This window comes from Herbaspirillum sp. VT-16-41 (genome assembly GCF_001994935.1).
Taxonomy (GTDB): Bacteria; Pseudomonadota; Gammaproteobacteria; order Burkholderiales; family Burkholderiaceae_D; genus Herbaspirillum; species Herbaspirillum frisingense.
The window spans coordinates 127,424-147,981 of the sequence record NZ_MUXB01000114.1 but is presented as its reverse complement, the minus strand read 5'-3'; the positions used below and the strand labels follow the sequence as shown (position 1 = coordinate 147,981).

Annotated in this window: 19 protein-coding genes; 16 read left to right on the top strand and 3 right to left on the bottom strand. The window is 62.9% G+C overall.

What is annotated here, in order from left to right:
• Positions 1-38 precede the first annotated feature (38 nt).
• Entirely contained in the window at positions 39-395 is a 357-nt protein-coding gene (gene fliE / locus BTM36_RS15965; RefSeq protein WP_006462655.1) for a flagellar hook-basal body complex protein FliE, read from the bottom strand.
• A gap of 249 nt (positions 396-644) precedes the next feature.
• On the opposite strand from fliE, the gene fliF reads away from it, so the two are divergent.
• From fliF to BTM36_RS15885, 16 genes are all read left to right on the top strand, one after another.
• Positions 645-2,429 carry a flagellar basal-body MS-ring/collar protein FliF gene (gene fliF, locus BTM36_RS15960; protein WP_006462656.1) on the top strand — a complete coding sequence of 595 codons (1,785 nt, stop codon included), beginning with the start codon at positions 645-647 and terminating at the stop codon, positions 2,427-2,429.
• On the top strand, positions 2,422-3,417 hold the full coding sequence (gene fliG / locus BTM36_RS15955; RefSeq protein WP_006462657.1) for a flagellar motor switch protein FliG: 996 nt from the start codon (positions 2,422-2,424) through the stop codon (positions 3,415-3,417). The genes fliF and fliG overlap by 8 nt, the downstream gene beginning before the upstream one ends.
• A gap of 62 nt (positions 3,418-3,479) precedes the next feature.
• Positions 3,480-4,181 (top strand): flagellar assembly protein FliH, encoded by a 702-nt coding sequence (gene fliH, locus BTM36_RS15950; protein ID WP_077237052.1) that lies wholly within the window; start codon positions 3,480-3,482, stop codon positions 4,179-4,181.
• Positions 4,182-4,219: 38 nt separating this feature from the next.
• Positions 4,220-5,626 carry a flagellar protein export ATPase FliI gene (gene fliI, locus BTM36_RS15945; RefSeq protein ID WP_039874829.1) on the top strand — a complete coding sequence of 469 codons (1,407 nt, stop codon included), beginning with the start codon at positions 4,220-4,222 and terminating at the stop codon, positions 5,624-5,626.
• Between the two features lie 37 nt (positions 5,627-5,663).
• Positions 5,664-6,104, top strand: a complete 441-nt coding sequence (gene fliJ / locus BTM36_RS15940; RefSeq protein WP_077237051.1) for a flagellar export protein FliJ — start codon at positions 5,664-5,666, stop codon at positions 6,102-6,104.
• Positions 6,105-6,197: 93 nt separating this feature from the next.
• A complete protein-coding gene (locus tag BTM36_RS15935) occupies positions 6,198-7,490 on the top strand; it encodes a flagellar hook-length control protein FliK (RefSeq protein ID WP_077237050.1) in 1,293 nt (430 codons plus the stop codon).
• A gap of 126 nt (positions 7,491-7,616) precedes the next feature.
• Positions 7,617-8,132, top strand: a complete 516-nt coding sequence (gene fliL / locus BTM36_RS15930) for a flagellar basal body-associated protein FliL (RefSeq protein WP_077237049.1) — start codon at positions 7,617-7,619, stop codon at positions 8,130-8,132.
• A gap of 29 nt (positions 8,133-8,161) precedes the next feature.
• Complete coding sequence (gene fliM, locus BTM36_RS15925; RefSeq protein WP_077237048.1) at positions 8,162-9,166, top strand: flagellar motor switch protein FliM; 1,005 nt, start codon at positions 8,162-8,164, stop codon at positions 9,164-9,166.
• Positions 9,167-9,168: 2 nt separating this feature from the next.
• Positions 9,169-9,624: a flagellar motor switch protein FliN gene (gene fliN, locus BTM36_RS15920; protein WP_006462664.1), complete on the top strand. Its 456-nt coding sequence runs from the start codon at positions 9,169-9,171 to the stop codon at positions 9,622-9,624.
• Between the two features lie 100 nt (positions 9,625-9,724).
• Complete coding sequence (gene fliO / locus BTM36_RS15915; RefSeq protein WP_254427022.1) at positions 9,725-10,276, top strand: flagellar biosynthetic protein FliO; 552 nt, start codon at positions 9,725-9,727, stop codon at positions 10,274-10,276.
• 46 nt (positions 10,277-10,322) lie between these two features.
• Positions 10,323-11,057: a flagellar type III secretion system pore protein FliP gene (fliP, locus tag BTM36_RS15910; protein WP_051110888.1), complete on the top strand. Its 735-nt coding sequence runs from the start codon at positions 10,323-10,325 to the stop codon at positions 11,055-11,057.
• Between the two features lie 19 nt (positions 11,058-11,076).
• Positions 11,077-11,346, top strand: a complete 270-nt coding sequence (fliQ, locus tag BTM36_RS15905) for a flagellar biosynthesis protein FliQ (protein WP_006462668.1) — start codon at positions 11,077-11,079, stop codon at positions 11,344-11,346.
• A 38-nt stretch (positions 11,347-11,384) separates the two neighbouring features.
• Positions 11,385-12,188, top strand: a complete 804-nt coding sequence (gene fliR, locus BTM36_RS15900; protein ID WP_077237046.1) for a flagellar biosynthetic protein FliR — start codon at positions 11,385-11,387, stop codon at positions 12,186-12,188.
• Between the two features lie 136 nt (positions 12,189-12,324).
• The gene (locus BTM36_RS15895) at positions 12,325-13,545 is read left to right on the top strand and encodes an efflux RND transporter periplasmic adaptor subunit (RefSeq protein ID WP_077237045.1); all 1,221 of its coding nucleotides are present in this window, start codon (positions 12,325-12,327) and stop codon (positions 13,543-13,545) included.
• A 7-nt stretch (positions 13,546-13,552) separates the two neighbouring features.
• Positions 13,553-15,532: a MacB family efflux pump subunit gene (locus BTM36_RS15890; protein WP_077237044.1), complete on the top strand. Its 1,980-nt coding sequence runs from the start codon at positions 13,553-13,555 to the stop codon at positions 15,530-15,532.
• A gap of 10 nt (positions 15,533-15,542) precedes the next feature.
• On the top strand, positions 15,543-16,946 hold the full coding sequence (locus BTM36_RS15885; protein WP_077237043.1) for an efflux transporter outer membrane subunit: 1,404 nt from the start codon (positions 15,543-15,545) through the stop codon (positions 16,944-16,946).
• A gap of 106 nt (positions 16,947-17,052) precedes the next feature.
• Here BTM36_RS15885 and flgL read toward each other — a convergent pair whose 3' ends face one another.
• Both flgL and flgK read right to left on the bottom strand, forming a co-directional pair.
• On the bottom strand, positions 17,053-18,180 hold the full coding sequence (flgL, locus tag BTM36_RS15880) for a flagellar hook-associated protein FlgL (RefSeq protein WP_077237042.1): 1,128 nt from the start codon (positions 18,178-18,180) through the stop codon (positions 17,053-17,055).
• A gap of 23 nt (positions 18,181-18,203) precedes the next feature.
• Complete coding sequence (gene flgK, locus BTM36_RS15875) at positions 18,204-20,546, bottom strand: flagellar hook-associated protein FlgK (protein ID WP_077237041.1); 2,343 nt, start codon at positions 20,544-20,546, stop codon at positions 18,204-18,206.
• Between the last annotated feature and the right edge of the window lie 12 nt (positions 20,547-20,558).

Below are 20,558 nucleotides of genomic sequence, written 5' to 3'. Positions count from 1 at the left end.
GGTAGTCGCTGCGCCGTGGCACCGTCAGCGCGAATCGATCACAACTGCATGGTCATGATGTCGCGGTAGGCCGAGACCAGCTTGTTGCGCACCTGAATACTTGTCTGGAAAGAAATGCTTGCCTTCTGTGAAGCAATCATCACGTCCGAAAGGTTCACGCTATCATCCCCCATGGCGAAGGCTTGCGACATCTTGGCCGCCGTCTGCTGGGAGCTGTTGACCTGATCGATCGCGCCCTTGAGCACATCGGCGAAATCGACGCGCTGCGCCGGCTTTTCCGCCTTCAGGCTGCTCTGGACCGGGTCGGTCACACCCTGCGCCCGCGCCGCGGCGGCCTTCAACTGGGCCACCATCGCCTCGATCTTGCTGGTATCAATCACGCTTTCGATTGCCATTTCCCACCCCTTGAGTTCATCTTGCAGGCCTTACGGGAGCGCAGCACGCACCCCTGCCATCTACAGCAGCACCTTAACACTGCCGCATTGACAAATCGCACCAATAAGCGGGGAATTTGCCATTCTGTTCGGGCGATCAAATTCCCGCTTCCAACGGACAATCCACACTGAGCAAAAAACCTCACAAAGGTAGGCAGTGAATAAAGTCTTTATCAAGCTGGCAATCGCGGGGACGCCAGAGGGGAAATCATGGCGGTAGCAGCCGACGGCACGATGACCGGCGAAACCAATACCACGGGCGACATCAGCAACGCTGAGGGCATGCCCCAGGGGCAACCCGCCCAGGGTGGCATGGTTGGCTATGCCCGCTCGCCGCAAGGCAAACGCATCCTGCTCATCATCGCCGCAGCTGCCACCCTGGCACTGATGGCCGGTATCTGGCTGTGGAGCCAGAAGGTCGAGTATCGCGTCCTGTTCTCCAACTTCAATGACCGCGACGGCGGCGCCATCGTGGCCTCGCTGCAGCAGATGAACGTGCCCTACAAGTATTCCGAGGGCGGCACGGCCATTCTGGTGCCCGAGAACATGGTGCATGACGCCCGCCTGAAGCTGGCCGCGCAAGGCCTGCCCAAGGGCGGCAATGTCGGCTTCGAACTGATGGAAAACCAGAAGCTGGGCATCTCCCAGTTCCTGGAACAGGTCAACTTCCAGCGCGCCCTCGAAGGTGAGCTGGCGCGCTCGGTACAATCCCTCTCTTCAGTACAGACTGCCCGCGTGCACCTGGCCTTGCCCAAGGCTTCGGTCTTCGTGCGCGACCAGCAGAAACCCACTGCCTCCGTAGTGCTGAGCCTCTATCCCGGCCGCTACCTCGACCAGCAACAGGTCAGCGCCATCGTCCACCTGGTGGCCAGCAGCGTCCCTGAACTGTCTCCCAAGTCGGTCACCATCGTCGACCAGAACGGCAACCTGCTCTCCGACACCACCAAGCAAACGCAGACCAATACCCTGGACCCGACGCAGCTGAAGTATGTCCAGGACCTGCAGCAGGACATCGTCAAGCGCGTCGAGTCGATCATCGCGCCCATCGTCGGCAATGGCAACGTGCGTGCCGAAGCGACCGCCGATGTCGACTTCTCCCGCACCGAACAGGCTTCCGAAGCCTACAAGCCCAACCAGACCAAGGATACCGCCGCCGTTCGCAGCAAACAGAGCAGCGAAGCCAATAGCGCGACCTCCGGCACCTCCGGCGTCCCCGGCGCGCTCACCAACCAGCCGCCGGCCCCGGCCACCGCGCCTATCGTCAATCCGGCGGTTGCCAATGGTGCTGCCAACCAGAACGGTACCGCCGCCACACCCAATGGCGCAGCGCCCACCCCCACGGCCAGCGGCAATTCCCGCAAGGACGAGACCATCAACTACGAGGTCGACAAGACCGTGCGCTACACCCAGCAACCCATGGGTGGCGTGCGTCGCCTGACGGTGGCCGTGGTGGTGAACTACAAGCGCACCATGGACAACACCGGCAAGATCGTGATGCGTCCGCTGACCGAAGCCGAACGCAACCAGATCACCGACCTGGTCCGTGAAGCCATGGGCTACAACAAGGACCGGGGCGACTCGCTCAACGTGGTCAACACCCAGTTCAGCACCGACATGGAACCGGAAGTGCCGCTCTGGAAGCAGCCAGGCATGATCGAGCTGGCCAAGGAAATCGGCAAGTACGTGTTGGTGGCTGCAGTCCTGCTGTTCCTCTACTTCCGCGTGCTGCGTCCCATCGTCTGGAAGCTCTCCGGCCGCGAAGAGCGCGAACGCCTGGCCAAGGAAAAGGCCGAGGCCGAAGCCGCCGCAGCCGCTGCCGCCGTGGCCGCCGGCTTCGACCCGGACGATCCGGATGCCATCGTCAATCTCTCGGGCGAACCCGAGGTCGACGAACGCGCAGCCTACAAGGCCAACCTCGAAACCGCCAAGCAGTGGGCCAAGAACGATCCGAAACTGGTGGCAAGCATCATCAAGTCATGGGTGAACAATGAGTAACGACGGCGTTCAGAAAGGTGCCATCCTCATGCTCGCCCTGGGCGAGGATGAAGCCGCCGAAGTCATGAAGTACCTGGGCCCGAAAGAGGTCCAGAAGCTGGGCGCGGCCATGTCGGCCCTGCGCAACGTCAGCTTCGAGGAAATCAATGAAGTGCTGGAAGCCTTCGTGGCCGAGACCGGCCAGGCCTCTTCGCTGGGCCTGGATTCGGACGAGTACATCCGTAGCGTCCTGACCAAGGCCCTGGGCGACGACAAGGCCACCTCCCTGCTCAACCGCATCCTGGGTGGCCGCGACGCATCCGGTATCGAAAGCCTCAAGTGGATGGACGCCCAGTCGGTCGCCGAACTCATCCGCAACGAGCACCCGCAGATCATCGCCACCATCCTGGTTCACCTGGAGCGCGACCATGCCTGCGGCATCATCAACAATTTCACGGAACGTTTGCGCAACGATGTCATCCTTCGTATTGCAACTCTGGACGGCGTGCAGCCGGCTGCGTTGCGCGAACTCAATGATGTGCTGACCAAGCTGCTGACCGGCAACGAAAGCCTGAAGAAGCAACAGATGGGCGGTATCCGTACCGCGGCCGAGATCCTCAACTTCATGTCCGGCGAGAACGAGACCTCGGTGATGAACAACCTGCGCTCCTACGACGAGGACATGGCGCAGAAGATCATGGACGAGATGTTCGTCTTCGAGAACATCATCGACATCGACGGCCGCGGCATCCAGCTGCTGCTGCGCGAAGTCCAGTCCGAGTCGCTGATCGTGGCCCTGAAGGGTGCCTCGCAAGGCCTGCGCGACAAGATCTTCGCCAACATGTCGCAGCGTGCGGCCGAGATGATGAAGGAAGACCTGGAATCCAAGGGACCGGTACGCCTGTCCGAAGTGGATGCCCAGCAAAAGGCCATCCTGCAGATCGTGCGCCGCCTGGCCGACGAAGGCCAGATCGTCCTGGGCGCCAAGGGCGAGGACGCGTTCATCTGATGCGCTTGATGCCCATCGTGCAGTTTGCTGTCGGCATGCCGGCCTGAGGAGTCAAAGAAGCCATGCGTGCAAAGATCATTCCCAAGGAAGAGATGACGCCCTACCAGCGCTGGGAGCTGGCGTCCTTCCACGACGAACCCGAACCGGAGCCCGAACCGCTGCCGGTAGAGGAAGAATTCCTCGAAGAACCGCCGCCGGTGCCGCAACTGACGGCCGAACAGCTCGACGCCATCCGCGAAGCAGCGCGCCAGGAAGGCTTCGCCGAAGGTCGCCAGCACGGCCTGCAGGCCGGTCGCTCGGAAGGCTACATGGCCGGTCTGCAGCAAGGTCAGCAGGAAATCAACGAAGTCATCCAGCATTTCCGCCAGATCGCGGTCAACTTCAGCACCGAAGTCTCCCAGTGCAGCGAACGCATGGCCCCCGAAATGCTGGACCTGGCGCTGGACCTGGCCAAGTCCATGCTCAAGACCGCCCTGCACGCACGCCCGGAGCTGGTCCTGCCCACCGTCAGCGCTGCCATCCACGCCCTGCCGGTGCTGCAACTGCCGGCCAGCCTGACCCTGCACCCGGAAGACGCCGCCCTGGTGCGCGAGCACATGGGTGCCGAGCTGGCCCAACAAGGCTGGAAGATCGACGAAGATGCCCAGATGGACCGCGGCGGCTGCCGCGTCGAAACCCGCACCAACCAGATCGATGCCACCACCGAGACCCGCTGGAAGCGGCTGGGTGAATCGCTGTCCAAGCAGCTCGACTGGCTGGAATGACGTTTTACAAGTGATACCGACCTGAACGGGAGCCCCGCATGAACTCCCCGATGCCATCCCATAGCAGCCTGTGGCAAGCCTATCTGCACAACTGTCGCAGCCTGGTGTCCATGGCCGAGCCGACCATGACCGCCGGCCGCATCACCCGCGTCGCCGGGCTGGTGATGGAAGCGGTCGGACTGAAGCTGCCCGTGGGCAGCCCCTGCAACGTGCCCCTGCCCAATGGCACCATGATCGAAGCAGAAGTCGTCGGATTCCAGGACGATCGCCTCTTCCTGATGCCGCAGAGTGACGTCGAAGGCATCGTTCCGGGCACCCGCGTCTACCCCGTCGAACCCGTACGCCCGCCGCCGCGCACCGGCCCCATCAGCTTTACCCCGCGCCGCATCGATGAACACAGCCGGCGCCTGCCGGTCGGCGACGAACTGCTGGGTCGCGTGCTCGATGGTGCCGGCCGCCCGCTGGACAACCTCGGCCCGCTGCATACCGAAAGCTCCGCGCCCCTGGGCGTACGTGCCGCCAATCCGCTGGGACGCGCGCCCATCCGCGACATCCTCGACACCGGCATTCGCGCCATCAACACCATGCTAACCGTCGGTCGTGGCCAGCGCATGGGCCTGTTCGCCGGCTCAGGCGTGGGCAAGAGCGTGCTGCTGGGCATGATGGCGCGCTACACCAGCGCCGATGTGATCGTGGTCGGCCTGATCGGAGAACGCGGCCGCGAAGTCAAGGAATTCATCGAGCAGATCCTGGGACCGGAAGGCCTGGCACGTTCGGTGGTGGTAGCAGCCCCCGCCGATACCCCGCCCCTGATGCGCCTGCAGGGCGCGGCCTATTGCACCTCGATTGCCGAGTATTTCCGCGACCAGGGCAAGGATGTGCTGCTGATCATGGATTCGCTCACCCGCTATGCCATGGCCCAGCGAGAGATCGCCCTGGCCATCGGCGAGCCGCCCGCCACCAAGGGCTATCCACCTTCCGTGTTCGCCAAGCTGCCGGCACTGGTGGAACGCGCCGGCAATGGCGACGAAGGTGGCGGCTCCATCACCGCCTTCTACACCGTGCTGACCGAAGGCGATGACCAGCAGGACCCCATCGCCGACGCCGCCCGCGCCATCCTGGACGGCCACATCGTGCTCAACCGCCAACTGGCCGAAGCCGGCCACTACCCGGCCATCGATATCGAGCAATCCATCAGCCGCGCCATGCACAGCATCACCGATGCCGATCACCAGCGCCGCTCCCGTCATTTGAAGCAGTTGTACTCACGCTTCCAGCGTAACCGCGACCTCATCAGCGTGGGCGCCTATGCCGCCGGCAGCGACCCCATTCTGGACGAAGCCATTGCCTTATTGCCAAGAATGGAAGCCTTTTTGCAGCAAGGCATCCACGAGCAGGCCGATGTATCAGAGAGCTTGAGGCAACTTACCGCTCTATTCGGGTGATTGAGCGGGCAGGGCCAAAAATATAATCGGAGCGATCATGGCTACTCCCTCCGCACTTGATACGCTGATTGAATTGGCGACCAAAGAGACCGACGATGCGACCAAACGCCTCGGCCGGGCTATTCGCGTGAGTGAAGAAGCACAGCAGAAGCTGGGCATCCTGCAGCAGTACCGGGACGACTACGCGGCCCGTTTCCAGGAAACCCTGACCAATGGCTTGACCGCCCTGGCCTATCGCAACTTCCAGTTGTTTCTGGAGAAGATCGACAACGCCATCGACGGCCAGCAGGACGTGGTGCGCAGCAGCCAGCAACGCGTGGCCGAGGCGCGTGCCGCCTGGCAGGCCTGCGAGCGCAAGCGCATGTCCTACGACACCCTGGCCACGCGTGCCCGGGACAAGGAAATGCGCAAGGAAAGCAAGCGCGACCAGAAGTCCATGGATGAGCACGCCGCACGCATCAGCTTCTACAAGCGCTGAACGAACGGATGACAGGCAAGCAATACCCGACGACGACCGCAACGCAAAGAGCACGCAGAGCACCGAGTAGCAAGTAACCGACAGGCCACCACCATGAATACTTCCCTGCCGCTGTTGAACGTCATTACCGGCTCGCAAGCCGCCACCGGTTCGCGTTCCGGCAATCCTGCCGACAGCTTCACGGCCGACGCCCCCTTCAACCAGGTGCTCAACAGCCAGGTGAACTCGCGCAATCAGGAACAGCAGTCGCAAGCCAAGCCACAAGCTCCGCAGCCAGCGGCCGCGACCAACCAGGCCGCACAGAATGACGCCGCCAAGCAGACAGCGGCCACCAAGACCGAATCAAAGCAGGACGTTGCCGACCAGAGCAAGGAAAAGGACGAGGACAGCGACGACACCACCACTGCCGCCTCCGCCGAGCTGCTGGCGCTGGTGGCCAACATCGCCCAGAACGCCGTCAAGCCGGTCGGCGAAGGCAAGAGCGAAAACACCGAGGCCGATCTGCTGGCCCAATCCAGGCGTGGCGGCGCCACGCTGTCACTGGCCGACCAGCAAGCCCTGATGGCGGACGGCAAGCAAGGCAAGATCGACCTGGCCGGCCTGCAGGACGCCATGGCTGCCAACAAGCTGAAACAGGAAGGCCGCGACCTGAGCCGCAATGCCAGCGGAACCGAAGCCAATCCCTTGGGCCAGGAAAGCGCCAACAATGGCAAGAGCGACAAGCCAGCCCTGGACCTGAGCGCTGACACCAAGGCCGCGCCCAAGGAAGATGCCAGTGCCTTGGCCGCTGCCCGCGCCCAGACTGGCAAGGTCACCGCCGAAGCCGTGACGACCGCCAAGCAGGACCTGCCGCAAACGACACCGGCCCCGATCGTCGTGCCTGCCATCCAGCAGACCCTGGCCGCCAGCCAGCCGCAAGCCGTCTTCGCCAGCTATACCGACAAGGTGCAGCCCAATGTCGGCAGCGCCGGCTGGGACCAGGCCGTCGGCAGCAAGATCACGTGGATGGTCAGCGCCGGTATGCAAAGCGCCTCCCTGAGCCTGAATCCGCCCGACCTGGGCCCCATGCAGGTGGTGCTGAACGTACACAACCAGCAGGCTGACGCCACCTTCATCACTGCCCAGCCCGAAGTGAAGCAGGCGCTGGAAGCGGCCATGCCCAAGCTGCGCGAAATGATGGACCAGGCTGGCATCCAGCTGGGTCAGGCGACCGTCAATACCGGCATGCCCAATCAGCAGCAGGGCAACACCGGCCAGCAGCAGGGCCGCTCTGCATCCGCCTCGGGCAGCTTCGGCAAGGATCAGGAAGGCGAACTGGCCGTCAACGCCACCACCACCACGACCGCCACCACCAGCGGCCTGGGCCTGGTAGACACCTTCGCCTGAGGCACGCCGCTTCGATCACGCTTACAAAAAATGCAATTTCGTTTGCGCAGGGCTCAACAATGGGATTTCCTTGCCGATAAGCAGATATCCTCGCATTGTGCGCAGACGAACTGAAAGGACTAGTAGATGGCAACAAAAGGAAAAGCACCTGCCAAGGGCGCTGAAGCAGACGCAGCACCGGCCAAATCCAGCAAGAAGATGCTGTTCATCATCATCGGTGCCGTGCTGGTACTGGTCATCGGTGGTGCCGGCGCCTTCTTCATGATGGGCGGCAAGGGCAAGAAAGGCGAGGACCATGCCGAGGAAAAGACCGAGGCCAAGGCACCGACCTTCGTGGTCATCGAACCCTTCGTGGTCAACCTGCAGCAGGAAAGCGGCGACCAGTATCTGCAAGTGGCAATGACCCTGCAGGTGCCGGACGGCCAGACCGCCGAAGCCCTGAAGCTTTACATGCCCCAGGTGCGTAGCCGTCTGCTGATGGTACTGTCCAGCAAGAAGGCTTCCGAACTGCTCACCAGTGAAGGCAAGCGCAAGCTCACCGACGAGATCATCGACCAACTGGGCGAACCGTTCTCCGGCAAGGGCAAGGGTCCGCAGATCACCGACGTGTTCTACACCTCGTTCGTGATCCAACAGCAGTAACACCGCATCGCAGTCAGAGATTTTCGACCATGGCCGAGCATTTTCTATCACAGGAAGAAGTCGATGCCCTCTTGAAGGGTGTGACGGGAGACGAAGACGAAGAAAAAATCGTCGAAGAAGCTCCTGGTACGGTACGTACCTACAACCTGGCCACGCAGGAACGCATCGTGCGCGGGCGTATGCCCACGCTCGAAATCATCAACGAGCGCTTCGCCCGGCTGTTCCGCATCGGCTTGTTCAACTTCATCCACCGTACCGCCGAGATTTCGGTCGGTCCGGTGAAGGTGTCCAAGTACAGCGAATTCATCCGCAACCTGGTGGTGCCGACCAACCTGAATCTGGTCCACATCAAGCCCTTCCGGGGCATCGGTCTGGTGGTGTTCGACCCGCAGTTCGTGTTCATGCTGGTGGACAACATGTTCGGTGGCGATGGCCGCTTCCATACCCGCATCGAAGGCCGCGAATTCACGCCCACCGAGCAACGCATCATCATGCGCGTGCTCGAAATTACGTTTGAGACCTACTCCAAGTCGTGGGAACCGATCTATCCGATCGAGTTCGAGTTCATCCGCTCGGAAATGAACACCCAGTTCGCCAACATTGCGACCCCCAACGAAGTGGTGGTTTCCACCACCTTCACCGTTGAACTGGGGCCAGTGTCGGGCGAAATCCATATCTGCACGCCCTACTCGATGATCGAGCCGGTGCGTGACCGCCTCACCAGCAGCATGCAGGGTGAGGCACTGGAAGTCGACAAGCGCTGGATCCGCCTGATGAAGCAGCAGATCCAGACCGCCGAAGTCGAACTGATCGTCAATTTTGGCACCGCCCGCGTCAACTTTACCGACCTGCTCAACATGCAGGTGGGTGACGTGATCCCGCTGCAGACCAACGAGACCGTCGAGGCGCAGGTCGATGGCGTGCCGGTGATGGAATGCAGCTATGGCCAGTTCAATGGTCAATACGCCTTGCGCGTGGAAAAACTGCTGTCCATCACCCATCAAGAAACACCGGAAAGCTTTCAAGGAGATTAGTAATGGCTGATGAGAACGTAGCAGGCGCAGGCGCGGCGGAAGACGATCCGTGGGGCGCGGCCATGGCCGAGCAGACCCAGGCCGAAGAAGAACAGAAAAAAGGTCAGATGGAAGACGAGAAGGGCATCACGGCCGCACCGGCCGCCGCCACCGTCTTCAAGGACCTGAGTGCCCAGGACATCAAGACCAACACCCCCAACGATATCGACTTCATCCTCGATATCCCGGTGCAGTTGACCGTGGAACTGGGTCGTACCAAGATCGCCATCAAGAACCTGCTGCAACTGGCGCAGGGCTCGGTGGTGGAACTGGACGGCATGGCCGGTGAACCGATGGACGTGCTGGTCAACGGCTGCCTGATCGCCCAGGGCGAAGTGGTGGTGGTGAACGACAAGTTCGGTATCCGCCTGACCGACATCATCACGCCCGCCGAACGCATCCGCAAGCTCAACCGCTAGGCAGGACGGCTTGAGTTTGATGAAACGCATTTCCGCTGCATCCCCCGCCTCACCAGCCACACGCTCGTCGGGCAGATTGCATCAGCACCGGGTGGGCCTCGTGTCCGCCCGGCTTCTCATCGGTGGCACATTGGTCGCCTGCGCCCAGGCCTGGGCCGATAACGCCCCCGCCGCTGCCACTGCGGCCAGCACCGCTCCCGTCGCAACCGCATCTGTCACAACTGCTCCCGCGACGACCATCCCTGCCGTCACCGGCAGCGCCCTGCCCTCGTCTGGCGGCAGCATCTTCACGATGCTCTTCGGCCTGGTGGCAGTCCTGGCCGTGATGGCAGGCATTGCCTGGCTCCTGAAACGCTTCGGACTGAGCCAAAACCTGAGCGGTAATGCCGCCGCCAAGGTAGTCGGTGGTGTCTCCGTGGGGAGCCGCGAACGCGTGATGGTCATCGAAGTCGGCGAACAGTGGATCGTGGTCGGCGTGGCGCCGGGACGCGTGAACGCCCTGGCCACCCTGCCGCGCCAGGAACTGACGGCACAGCAAAGCAGCCAGGCCAGTGCACCGGCCTTCGCCACCTGGCTCAAGCACACCATGGACAAACGTAATGGCGGCGCTGGCAACGGCAGTCGCCCGGGTAATGATGGCAGCACAAGCTAAGCCGCAAGGTCTCCTCCGTATCCTGGCCGCGCGCGCGGCCACGCTGCTGCGCAGCCGCTACTGGTGGCTGGCACTGATCTGCCTGCCGCTGGCCGCCTCGGCCCAGCAAGGCATCCCCGCATTGAACAGCATGCCCGCGCCGGGCGGTGGCACGAATTATTCGCTGCCGATCCAGACCATGCTGTTGCTCACTTCGCTGTCGTTCATTCCGGCGGCGTTGCTGATGATGACCTGCTTCACGCGCATCGTGATCGTGCTGTCGCTGCTGCGCCAGGCGCTGGGCACGCAATCGACGCCACCCACCCAGGTGCTGATCGGCCTGTCGCTGTTCCTGACCTTCTTCGTCATGAGCCCGGTGTTCGACCGCATCTACACCGAGGCCTACCAGCCCTTCGCGGAAAACCGGATCCAGATGATGGAGGCCCTGGACAAGGGTGCCGCCCCGCTCAAGGAGTTCATGCTCAAGCAGACCCGCCAGTCCGACCTGGCGCTGTACGTCAAGCTCTCGCGCGGCCCGGCTCTGCAGGGACCGGAAGACGTGCCGCTGCGTCTGCTGGTGCCGGCCTTCGTCACCAGCGAATTGAAGACGGCCTTCCAGATCGGTTTTGCCATCTTCATCCCCTTCCTTATCATCGACATGGTGGTGGCCAGTATCCTGATGTCGATGGGCATGATGATGATGTCGCCGGCCATCGTCTCGTTGCCCTTCAAGCTGATGCTGTTCGTGCTGGTGGATGGATGGCAGTTGTTGATCGGGTCTCTGGCCCAGAGTTTCTACTAGCCGCCGGCAAGGACCGACAATGACTCCCGAAACCGTCATGACCATGGGCCGCCAGGCCATCGAAGTCACCCTCCTGATCGCCGCGCCGATGCTGCTCACGGCACTGGCCATCGGCCTGCTGGTGAGCATCTTCCAGGCTGCCACCCAGATCAATGAACAGACCCTGGCCTTCATTCCCAAGCTGGTAGGCGTATTCCTGGCCATGATCATCGCCGGTCCCTGGATGCTGAGCATCATCATGGACTACATGCACAACATGCTCACCGGCATTCCCGCCATGGTCCAGTAGCGCGCTTGCAGGACCGCGTGTCCGGCAACTCCTGATTCATGCTTACCTTCTCCAGCCAGCAGCTCTACACCTGGGTTGCCATGTTCATCTGGCCGACCACCCGCATCCTCGGGCTGCTGTCCATCGCACCGCCTTTCGGCAGTGCCAGCGTGCCGATGCTGGTGAAAGTCCTGCTGGGCATCGCCATCGGCGCGGTGCTGGCGCCGGACGTGCCGGTGCCACCGGCGATCGACCCGATGTCGATGACCGGCCTCCTGATCCTGCTGCAGCAGTTGCTGATCGGCCTGTCCATGGGCCTTGCCATGCGCGTGGTGTTTGCCGCCGTCGAAGCGGCCGGCGAACTGACCAGTTCCACCATGGGTCTGTCCTTTGCCGCCTTCTTCGATCCGCAAAGCCAGGGCCGCACGGCCGTCATCAGCCAGGTCCTGTCACTGCTGGCCACCATGGTCTTCCTGAGCCTGAACGGCCACCTGCTGCTGCTGCAGGTGATGGCCGAAAGCTTCCACACCCTGCCCATCACCGGCCAGCCGATCACCACCGAGGGCTTCCACCAGCTTGTCCTGTGGGGTGCCAAGGTGTTCAGCATGGGAGTGCAATTGTCGCTGCCGCTGCTGATCGCCCTGCTGATCACCAACTTCGCGCTAGGCATCCTGACCCGCGCCGCGCCTCAATTGAACCTGTTCGGGATCGGTTTTTCGATTACCATGCTGTCCGGTTTCATCCTGATCGCCTTTGCCCTGCCCTACATGCTCACCCCCCTGCAACGTTTTCTCTCGGATGGCATCGAGATGGTGCGCCTGCTGGGTAGTGTGCCGCCGGTCAATGCATTGCCAAAACCGTGAGCAGGCAAGTTTGCTTCGAGCGGGGTGATCGCCAGCGCGCGATGGCTCCACATTTACTTCTTCTGACGATCCGGCAGTCCGCCTTGCGACACACTGGCGGCTATCCGGTACTGACTACAGCGCGCCCATTTTTCGCATGAATATCGCCTCTCTTCGCCGTCCCAAGATCATCGTCCTGGCACTCGCCGTCCTGCTCGTGGGCGGCTACGTCGTCCATCGCATGCTCACACCGCCGCCACCGCCCACCTACCTGAGCGCCACTGCCACCGTGGCCGATATCCAGGACGCGGTACTGGCCAGCGGCACCGTCAAGGCCTACAAGCAGGTCAGCGTGGGTGCCCAGGTCTCGGGCCAGATCAAATCGCTCAAGGTGGTGCTGGGCGAGCGCGTCAAGAAGGGCCAGCTGGTCGCCGAGATCGATTCCATGACCCAGGCCAATACCCTGGCCAGCAGCGAATTCACGCTGCAAAACCTGCAGGCCCAGCTGCGCTCCAAGGAAGCCACCCTGAAGCAGGCGCAACTGGCCTACGAGCGCCAGAAGACGATGCTGGCCGGTGACGCCAGTTCGCGCGAGAACTTCGAGACCGCCGAAGCCACCCTTAATGCCACCCGCGCCGACATCACCGGCCTGCAGGCGCAGATCAGGGATGGCGCCATCAAGGTGGACAATGCCCGCGTCAACCTGGGCTATACCCGCATCACCGCCCCCATCGACGGCGAAGTGGTGGCCATCGTGGCGCAGGAAGGACAGACCGTGAACGCCAACCAGTCCACGCCGACCATCATCAAGGTGGCGCGCATGGATACGGTCACCGTCAAGGCGCAGATCTCCGAAGCCGACGTGGTCCGCGTCAAGCCGGGCCTGCCGGTCTACTTCACCATCCTGGGCGACCCCGATCATCGCTACCGCACCACCCTGCGTGCCATCGAGCCGGCACCGGACTCCATCCTGCAGGACGAGACCTCCGCCAGCAGTCTGAGCACCAGCAGCTCCAGCGCCACGTCCACGGCGATCTACTACAACGGCTTGCTGGACGTGCCCAATCCCGACGGCAAGTTGCGCATCTCCATGACCACCCAGGTCAACATCGTCCTGTCCGAAGCAAAGAACGCCGTGCTGGTGCCCTCGACCGCGCTGGGCGAGAAGGATGCCCAGGGCAGCTACCTCGTGCGCGTGCTCGATGAACAGGGCCTGGCACATGATCGGCGCGTCAAGATCGGCATCAACACCAATGCCCAGGTACAGATCACCGAGGGCCTGAAGGCCGGTGGGCGTGTCGTGACCGGCACCGCCGTGGCCGGCGCCACCGACAGCAGCAACAGCAGCGAACGCCGCGGTCCGCCGCCGCGCATGTAAGGCCGCCATGACCACAGCCCTGCTGCAGCTGCGCGGCCTGCGCCGCGATTTCCCGGCCGGTGACGACAGCATCACCGTGCTCAATGACGTCAACCTCGACATCGAGGCCGGCGAGCTGGTGGCCATCGTCGGCGCCTCCGGCTCCGGCAAGTCGACCCTGATGAACATCCTCGGCTGCCTGGACAAGCCCAGTGCCGGCAGCTACCTGGTGGCCGGGCGCGAGACCGGCAAGCTCGATGCCGACGAACTGGCGCAATTGCGGCGCGAGCATTTCGGCTTCATCTTCCAGCGCTACCACCTGCTCTCGGACCTGGACGCTACCTCCAACGTTGAAGTGCCCTCGGTCTATGCCGGTCTGGACCCGGCGCAACGACGCCAGCGGGCCGCACAACTGCTGGCCCGCCTGGGCCTGGCCGAACGCAGTCACCACAAGCCGGGGCAATTGTCGGGGGGGCAGCAGCAGCGCGTGTCCATCGCGCGCGCCTTGATGAATGGCGGCGACGTCATCCTCGCCGACGAACCCACCGGCGCCCTGGACAGCCACAGCGGTCACGAGGTGATGAACATCCTCAAGGAACTGCATGCCGAAGGCCACACCATCATCATCGTCACCCACGATATGCAGGTGGCCAGCAATGCCCAGCGCATCATCGAGATCAAGGATGGCGTGATCATCGCCGACCGCCGCAATCTGCCGGCCGGGACCGATGCCACCACCCCCACGAGCAGCGGCAACCCCTCCCGCCAACGCAGCGACCGCCAGCAGCAGGCCAGCCCCTGGCGCGCCACGCTGGACCGTCTGGGCGAGGCGCTGCGCATGTCACTGCTGGCCATGAACGCACACCGCCTGCGCAGCTTCCTGACCATGCTGGGCATCATCATCGGCATTGCCTCGGTGGTCTCGGTGGTGGCACTGGGAAGTGGCTCGCGCGAGCAGATCCTCTCCGACATCAGTGCCATGGGCACCAACACCATCGACATCTTCCCCGGCACCGACTTCGGCGACATGAAGTCGGCCGCCATCCGCACCCTCACCCCGGCCGATGCGGCCGCCCTGGCCGAGCAGAACTTCGTCGACAGCGTCACTCCCAGCGTGGCCACGGCCTCCTCGGCGCGCTACGGCAACATCTCGGTGACCGCCACCATCAACGGCGTGGGCGAGCAGTATTTCCGCGTGCGCGGCCTGAAGATGGCGCAGGGCATGGGCTTCAACGACGAAAGCATCCGCCGCTATGCGCAGGAAGTGGTGATCGATGCCAATACCTACAAGAAGCTCTTCCCCAACGGTGGCAATGCCCTGGGCGAAGTGATCTTCCTGGGTAGCGTGCCCTGCCGCGTGATCGGCGTAACGCAAAAGCGCGAGAACGGGTTCGGCAACAACAGTGCGCTCAACGTCTGGGTGCCCTACACCACGGCGATGAGCCGGGTGATCGGGCAACGCTATCTGAGCGGCATCACCGTGCGGGTGAGCGACAACGTCCCCAGCGCCGCCGCCGAGGAAGGCATCACGCGGCTGATGACGCTGCGTCACCGTACCAAGGACTTCTACATCTTCAACACCGACAGCATCCGCCAGACCATCGAAAAGGCCACTGCCACCCTCACCCTGCTGGTGTCGATGATCGCGCTGATCTCGCTGGTGGTGGGCGGCATCGGGGTGATGAACATCATGCTGGTGTCGGTCACCGAGCGCACCCGCGAGATCGGCGTGCGCATGGCGGTAGGCGCGCGCCAGAGCGACATCATGCAGCAGTTCCTGATCGAGGCGGTGCTGGTTTGCCTGGCCGGCGGGCTGCTGGGCGTGTTGCTGGCACTATCCTTCGGCGCCATCTTCGCGCACTTCGTCAGTAGCTTCCGGATGATCTATTCCACCGCCTCCATCGTCAGCGCCTTTGCCTGCTCCACCCTGATCGGCGTGGTCTTCGGCTTCCTGCCGGCGCGCAATGCAGCGCGCCTGAACCCGGTGGATGCCCTTGCACGCGAATGATTCCATAGCCATGTCCAAGCCTCTTCTCTCCCCACTTCCGCTGCTGCTGGCACTGGCCCTGCTGGGCGGCTGCAGTTCCCTGACGCGCACACCCTACGCGCCGCCGGTGACCCAGGCGCCGCCGGCCTGGCAACAGGCGCCTGCGGCCGGCACGGTCGATGCCCAGCGCTGGTGGCAAGGTTTCGGCGACGCCGAACTGACCCGCCTGATCGATGAAGTCCTGCGCAAGAACAATAATCTGGCTGCCGCCACCATCAAGGTACGACGCGCCCAAATGGTGGCCGGACTGGCGGACGATGCCTTCGTCCCGGCGCTTGGTGGCCAGCTCGGCACCAGCGCCAGCAAGCCCCTGAGCGGCAACCGCTCGACCACGCGCCAAAGCCAGAATTCGATCACCCTGTCTTATGAAGTGGATCTCTGGGGCCGCCTGGGCGCCAACTATGACGCAGCCCGCTGGGAGGCCCTGGCGACCGAACAGGATCGCGCCGCCACCGCGCTGACCATGGTCGGCACCACCGCGAGCCTTTACTGGACCGGCGCCTTCCTGAACCAGCGCATCCGCACCGCCGAGCAGAGCATAGCTTACGCCCGCAAGACGCTGGAACTGGTCAACACGCAATACGGTGCCGGCGCCGTCTCTTCGCTGGAAGTGCTGACGGCGCAGCAGAACCTGCTGAGCCAGCAGTCCAGCTATACCGACCTGATACGGCAGCGGGTGGAAAACGACAACGCCCTGGCGATTCTTTTCGACAGCCCGCCGGGACAGGTCTTTACGCTTCCGCCCAGCCTGCCTGAGCAGCCACTGCCGGCGCTTGAAGCCGGCCTGCCGGCCGACCTGCTGGGGCGCCGCCCGGACCTGCGCGCTGCCGAACTGCGCCTGCGCGGCTCGCTGGCCAATGTCGACCTCACACGACTGGGCTTCTATCCGCAACTGAACCTCACCGGCACGCTTGGCACCAGCAGTGACGCCCTGCTGCGTCTGGTACAGAATCCCTTGGCCACGCTCGGCGCCCAGTTGACCCTGCCCTTCCTGCAGCAGACGCAGATGAAGCTCAAGGTCGGCGTCTCGCAGGCAGACTATGACACCGCCGTCACCAACTTCCGCCAGACCCTGTATTCGGCCTTCAGCGAGGTCGAAAATGCCCTCGCGGCACGCCAGCAATATGCCAACCAGCAAGCCCTGCTGGTGCGCAACCTGGAAGTGGCGCAGGCCGCCGAGCGACTGTTCGAGCTGCGTTACCGCGCCGGTTCGGTCACCTTGCAGGCCTGGCTGGATCAGCAGGACAAACGGCGTACCGCCGAGACTTCACTGGCCCAGACGCGGCTGAACCAGCTCAAGAACCAGATGACGCTATACCAGGCTCTGGGCGGCGACGCCAGGGCAACCCCACCCGCCATGCCGCCAGCGCAGTAGCAAGCGCAATAGCAAGCGCAGTGCCAAAGCAAAAAAGGCGAACCCGCGGGTTCGCCTTTCTTTTGCCTGGCGACCGCTGCCGAAAGCAGACGGTCTGCATCAGAAATTACTTCAGATAGTTCAGCAGGGTCAGGCCGCTGGTGGTGACGAACACCTTCTGCGCCGCCGACAGGTAGGTCTGCTTGAGCGTCAGGTCACTGATGAGCTCGTTGGTGTCGGACAGGTTGCGGCCCAGCAGGTTGTTGATGGTCTGGGTGTAGTTTTCCTTGTTGACTTCACCAGCGGCATCGAGGTTGTCCAGTTCATTCTGGCGTGCACCGATGGAGGCCTTGGCAGTGGACACGCTGCTGGAAATGGAATCGATCTGGGTATTGAACGCGGCCAGGTTGCGGTTCAGCGCGGCCTGGCTGCCCGGGATCGGCGTACGGGCAGCATCGGCGGCGTCGGCCTTGAGCTTGGCGGCGGCCGTGGCAGTGAACTGGGCCTGGTAGCCCGGATCATCAGGCTTCATCGCATCCAGGGTCGCCTGCTGCGTCTTGTAGTCCTGGATCGGAAACTGACCCGCAGGATACTCAAAGTTATTGGCTGCGATTTCGTCGGCCTTGTTGGCCGCCTCCGTCACCGGCACCGACAGCGTATTGATCAGGTTGGTCATGGTCTTGAAGATATCCTGACCACCACCCTGGAAGATCGCCTGGCCGGACGCGCTGATGTCCATCTGGCGGGTCGAATCGACCTGCAGTGTGATGGCGCCCTGGTCACCGTTGTAGGTCACGCCGCCGCTGCCGTCCAGGGTGAACGGCTGGGTCGTGCTCTTGAAGCCGGCGAAGATGTAGTTGCCCTGGCCGTCCTGGGCGTTGGCATAGCCCATCACTTCGTTCAGATTGCCCTTGATCTCGGAGGCCATGTTGCTGCGTTCGGCATTGGAGTAGGAGGCGTTGCCGGCTGCGATCACGTTGGACTTCAGCTTGGTCAGCATGTTGGTCAGGCTGTCCAGGGTACCCTGCACGCTCGACAGCGCGCTGTTGGCGTTCTGGCGGTTAACCTTGTACTGCTCATTCAAGTCCGACGTCTGTTTCATGTCGAGAGCGCGCGCAGCGGCGACTGGGTCGTCCGACGGCAGCAAGACCTTCTGCTGTGCTGTCACCTGCTGGTTCAGCTTCAGGATCTGACTCTGCAGAGTGGTCAGATCGTTGTTGCTCGTCTGATAGAGCATCTGGGTGCTAATACGCATATCGTCTTCCTCTATCTAACTGTTCAACCGCCCAGGGTGAGCAGCACATTGATCATGTCGCTGGCCGCCTGGATGATCTTGGCAGCCGCCTGGTATTGCTGCTGGTTGCGGATCATCTGCGCCAGTTCCTCATCCTGGTTGACCCCGGACTCGGATTGCTGCTGGGTCTGGATCGCCGTCAGCCTTGCCTTCTCGGCGGTGTTGGTGACATTGATCTCATTGGTCTTGTTGCCGATGGTGGCCACCAGCTGCGAGTACGAACCCTGGAAGTTGGTGCCATTGATGGTCTTGGCCGTCTGCAGGTTGCCCATGGCCAGCATGTTGCGATTGTCCGAGGCGGCATTGGTATTGGCCGCGATGGTGAACTGGTCGCCATCAGAAGGCTGCCCGGAAATCTGGAACGATACCCCGCTGATCTCGTAGGTATCCCCCGCCGTGTAAGGCAGAACCGTGACACCGGCACCGATGGTGGTGGTGGTGCCATCCTTGTGGGTGATGGTACCGCCGCCGGCCGGAACCGCCGGAGAAATCGTAAAGTTCGGCGGCGTGGCGGTGGCGTCGTACTCCAGCGTGGTTGGCTTGGTCAGCGGGGTCGTGGTGGTCAGGTAGGCCGGCGTGACCGATCCGGTGCTGATGGTGGCCGTACCCTTGTTGGCCGCGACCGGCGCGAAGTTGAACTTGTCACCGGCCCCCGACGTGCTGGGCGTGCCGGTCAGCGTGAAGGACACGCCACCGCTGGTGATGGTCATGCCCGACTGGTAAGGGAATGCCGCGCCGCCGGCGACGGTGCCGCCGGTGCCATCCGGATTGGAATAGGTCACGTCCGGAACCGGAGTCGCATTGCTCCAGGCGCCCGTCAACTGCAACACGGGCGGCACTGCCGCGCTCATCGAAGCAGTGAACGACACCGACGAACCCTGCTGGAACTTGGTCCCATCCAGCGAGGTGCTGGAGATGAGGGCATTGCCGGTATTGGCGGCCCCCGTGCTGGCGTTGACGTTGTTGGTGGCGTTGATCGACGTCGAGATCGGCGCTGCTGTGGCCAGCAGCTGGGTGTTGTTCAGTGCCAGCGAGAACCCGGCTGCGCCATTGGCGGTCGGCTGAATCTTGTAGATATTGCCGTTCGGGATGGCCGGTGCGTAAGGACCGGGCGCGGCCGCACCGTTGGAGTAGGTCACCCCATCCAGCGTCACCGGGAAATCGCCCGCCGCCTTGACGGTCTTGGTATTGTCCGACAGGCGGGTGAAGGTGTAATTGGTGCCGTCGTAGGTCAGCGTGTAGTCGCTGGTGGTCAAGGCCGACGGATCGGTAATCGTGGTCTTCAGGTCAGTCGTGCCGGTGTTGGTCGGATAACCGATCAGGTTGGGCGAGCTGACATTGAACATGTTGGTGCCGGGATTGCCGTTCTGGTCCAGGCCCAGCTGTTGCTGCTGGTTGAAGGCGGTACCCAGGGCGATGGCGATACGGCCCAGCGCGTTTTGGGTCGGATCCAGGGTTTCACTGCGGTACTTCAGCAGGCCACCAAGGCTGCCGCCGTCGTAGAAGAAGCTGTCCGGAATGGTCGAGGTGGTGCCACCGTTGACCTGGCCGATCTGCAGGCGCGATACGTCGGTGGGTGAATTGGTCACTGCCAGCTGGGTCACGTTCTCGCCCGTCACCAGCGCCTGGCCCGTACCAATGAACACGCTCACGGCACCGGTATCCTGTGGCACGGTGGTGATCTTGACGTACTTGTTGAGCTCGGCCACCAACTGGTCACGCTGGTCCAGCAAGTCGTTGGGCTGCTGACCGCCACCGGTACCGATGGCATTGACGATGGCCTTGTTGAGCTGCGCCAGTTGCTGCGCGTAGGAGTTGATCGTGGTGACGGTAGATGTGATCTGGCTATTGACGCTGGCGCTGCTGGCCGAGAGCTGATCGTTGATGCTGGTCACCCGTGCCACCAGGGTCGAGGCCTGCGACAGCACCGACTGGCGCGAGGCCTGGGTGTTCGGATTGGAGGCCAGGTTCTGGATCGCCGCAAAGAAATCCTGCAAGGATGGCGACAAGCCGGCCTTGGTGTCGGCCACCATGTTGTTGATCTGCGAGATCTCGGAGTAGTACGCATCCAGCGAGCTGGCCGAGGTCTGCGAGGCCAGTGCCTGCTTGGTCAGGAAGTCGTTGTAGATACGCTTGATCTCGGTGACCTGGGTCCCCTGGCCGACGAAGCCGTAGCCGTAGTTGATGCCGCCGGCCGAACTCTGCACGACTTCCTGGCGGTTGTAGCCGGGCGTGGTGGCGTTGGAGATGTTGTGGCTGGTGGTGGCCTGTGCCGCCATGGCCGCCTGCAACGCGGATTGCCCGATACTGAAGATGTTAGTTGCCATGCTAGGTTGTCG